2 protein-coding genes and 1 pseudogene are annotated in these 3243 nt (G+C 26.6%); 2 read left to right on the top strand and 1 reads right to left on the bottom strand.

Going from position 1 to position 3243, the window contains the following annotated elements:
- Both E6A48_RS09945 and E6A48_RS09950 read left to right on the top strand, forming a co-directional pair.
- Positions 1 to 541: pseudogene (locus tag E6A48_RS09945) on the top strand (hypothetical protein); the annotation flags it as partial.
- A 96-nt stretch (positions 542 to 637) separates the two neighbouring features.
- Positions 638 to 1294 (top strand): hypothetical protein, encoded by a 657-nt coding sequence (locus tag E6A48_RS09950; protein WP_219710055.1) that lies wholly within the window; start codon positions 638 to 640, stop codon positions 1292 to 1294.
- Positions 1295 to 1364: 70 nt separating this feature from the next.
- On the opposite strand, the gene E6A48_RS09955 is transcribed toward E6A48_RS09950, so the two are convergent.
- Entirely contained in the window at positions 1365 to 3179 is a 1815-nt protein-coding gene (locus tag E6A48_RS09955; RefSeq protein WP_219710056.1) for a methyl-accepting chemotaxis protein, read from the bottom strand.
- Between the last annotated feature and the right edge of the window lie 64 nt (positions 3180 to 3243).

Below are 3243 nucleotides of genomic sequence, written 5' to 3' on the forward strand. Positions count from 1 at the left end.
AAAAATGAAAACTAATATTTCTATATATTTATCAAGAATATTAATGCCTTTTAGTTTATTATTTATATTTATACTTTTGCTTCTTCTATTAATGCCTGATATAAGACCTTATGATAATAGAGTTACTTTTGTACTTTATAATATTATGCTTGCTGTAATTGTATTAAATATGTTCTTTGTAAGGGCTGATTATAAATCAAGTATATTTACTAAGGCTTTATATATTGTTCTTCCTATAGTAGCAATATTGTTTGATATATTAGTATTAACTTCTTCTTTGTATAGATTAGCAGAATACGGAATTACTCCAAACAAGATAACATTAGTAGGCACAAATTTAGTTATGCTTGGCAATTTAGTTTTTATAACATTTTTTAATATCAAGTCTATTTTAAATATTTTTAAAAACAATGAAGATATAAAAGATATTAAAAACATCACTATAGGAGACACTAAGAATGTGCTTTATATATATGTTTACGCAGCATGGGCTTTTATAGTGTGTTTTATAATGCCTTTATTTTATATTTTCCTTAGTTGATATTTTTATAAAAATACCAATTGCTTTTTTTTATATATGATATTATAATTTCATATGATAATTAATTCATAAACCTAAAATATAAGGATATATCATATGAAAACTAAAATAGTTACAATTATTGCAGCTGTAATAATAATTTCAAATAATCTGTTTGCAGCATTTACATTAGATTTTCTTGCTAAACTTGGAGTTGTTGGAAGTTTTACAGATTTAACAGGAAGTGTACTTGAAGGAAGAGGAGATTTAAACTTACAATTGGGATATAATTTTCCAATAGGTACAAAATTGAAAGGTATAGACTTGTTATTTGATACAGGTATTAATTTTGGTTCTTTATCTGTGAAAAATAATCCAAGTGATAAATATAGTATAAATCAAATGGATATAATGGGTATCAATACTGGTTTAGCTTGTAAATTTGTAGTAGCACCTATATTTTTACCCAATGCCCTTAATACTAATCAATCTGCTGTTTATGGTATTTCTGCTGGAGCTAAATTTATACCTTTCATAGATGACATTAATGAAAAGCCTAATCAAGTTCCTATATCATTATACGTTAATTTATCTGTTGAGAGAAGAATATATACTTATGACAATCGTGCTTTTGTAGTAGGTGCTAATATTTTTTATGAATATATGTTTTTTAATAAAAATGATGTATCAAAACTATTTGCTTCAAGAAATATAAATCAGCATCATTCTATTGGAGCATTAATTAGTGTAGGATTCCATTTTGGAGAAAATTAAAATTAAGTAAAAAATAAAGGGCTTGTAAATATACAAGTCCTTTTTTTATATAACAATATCTTAAATATCATCAATCATCTGTATTAACTTTAAAATATTCTAGTTCAGATGACAAATTATTAGCTCCATCTACAATCTCTTTTCCTAAAATAGAGCTTTTATTTGCTAATTCTGAGTTCTCTTGAGTAATCTCATTTAATTCATTCATAGCAACATTAATTTGTCTTACACTGTCTTCCTCTTCAGAAGCTGCTTCATATATATTAACTAATATGTCTGAAACCTCTTTAGCAGATTTTTCTATCTCTAAAAGTATAGCTAAAGATGATTTAACCGACTCATCGCCTATTTCTATCTTAGAAACAGTTTTATCTATAATGTTAGTAATATTACCAGCCGCCTCATTAACATTTTGTGCCAACGCCCTAATCTCTGAAGCGACCACTGCAAATCCCCTTCCCTGCTCTCCTGCACGAGCAGCTTCAACTGCCGCATTAAGTGCTAATATGTTTGTCTGAAATGCTATTGATTGTATTAATTTTGTAATATTAGAAATTTCTTTACTAGATTCAGAAATCTCCATCATATTATGAGATATTTCATTAACAGCATCAACTCCATGTTGAGTAGACTCAGTAACCTTGGAACTCATATTCTTAGCTTCAAATGAACTCTTTGAAGTATTTGATATAGCTGTAAATAAATTTTCTATAGAGCTAGTCATCTCCTCAACAGCAGCAGCCTGAGATGAACTTCTATTTGATAAATCATCAATTCCGCCTGATATTTCTTCAGAAGAAGCATTGATAAGAGATATATTAGTTTTTAATTTAGAAAGTATATCATACATTAGTTTTTGCATATCATTAATAGAATTTGTTAAAACTCCTGCAACATCTTTTCTCGCTAAATCTTTTTTATTAAATTTATTATCAAACTTTCCCTCTTTCATAAGCTTCATTATATCAATAGCCCTGTATAAATTATTAGATAAAGGTATTACTATTTTTGCTACTAATAAACATTCCAAAATTATAAGTAGAACTATACATAAAAATAAAGAGAGCATTAAAAAATTAAACTGTGAATAAAACGGCTTAGCACTTCCTCTAAATACTAATAACCAAGGAGCATTATCTACTTTTTGAATAGAATACCATTCATCTTTTACAATATTCAAATCGCCAACATGAGATAATAAATTGCCGCTAAAATTAGCAAACGTTTTATAAGTAAATAAATTATTTGTTTCATTTAATATATAATTATCATTGGTATGAGTCATAAAAATGCCATTCTCAGAAACAATATAAACCTCTTCTTTATAATTCTTTTTTAAGCTTTCTGCTATACCATTTATATTATCAAAATCTACAGCACATACGCCTTTTAAAGAGTTATTAGTATAAACTGCCTTTGAAAATGTTACAGTAAGATTTTTAGATACATAATCAATATAAGGATTGCTTATCATTATATCATTAGTAGCCACAGCAGCTCTATACCAATCTCTTGAAGTTTGGTCATATGTTGTTGGGAAAGGTTCTAATGAATTTATAAAAACACCTCCTCTAGAATATGGAATAGTATCTCCAAAATAAAGATTTAAATAACCTGAATCAAGCTTCTGAACATTAGTTAAGAAATTTCCAACATCAACTAAATTAGGATTAGATTCTAAATATGCCCCCATAACATATATGGTGTTTTTTAATTCATCAACATAACTTTCGGTTCTTGTTTTTGCTTCTAATAATTCTAAATATCTTTCATTTAAGAATCTTTCCCTATACAAGGGTTTATAAATAATAAAAATTGCTACAAATAATAGTAATAAAAATATTATAATAGGTGCTATAAATTTCACCATTAATAAATTTTTCATAAATAAACCCCTATATAAAATTAAAACCGTTAGGCTTAGATAATAACTGTTATTAGAAATAAAG

It is taken from the genome of Brachyspira pilosicoli (assembly GCF_019402445.1).
Taxonomy (GTDB): Bacteria; Spirochaetota; Brachyspiria; order Brachyspirales; family Brachyspiraceae; genus Brachyspira; species Brachyspira pilosicoli_B.

Excerpts from the sequence above, each read along its gene's own strand:
- E6A48_RS09950 (WP_219710055.1), top strand. The coding sequence starts at position 638 with ATGAAAACTAAAATAGTTACAATTATTGCAGCTGTAATAATAATTTCA.
- E6A48_RS09955 (WP_219710056.1), bottom strand. The coding sequence starts at position 3,179 with ATGAAAAATTTATTAATGGTGAAATTTATAGCACCTATTATAATATTT.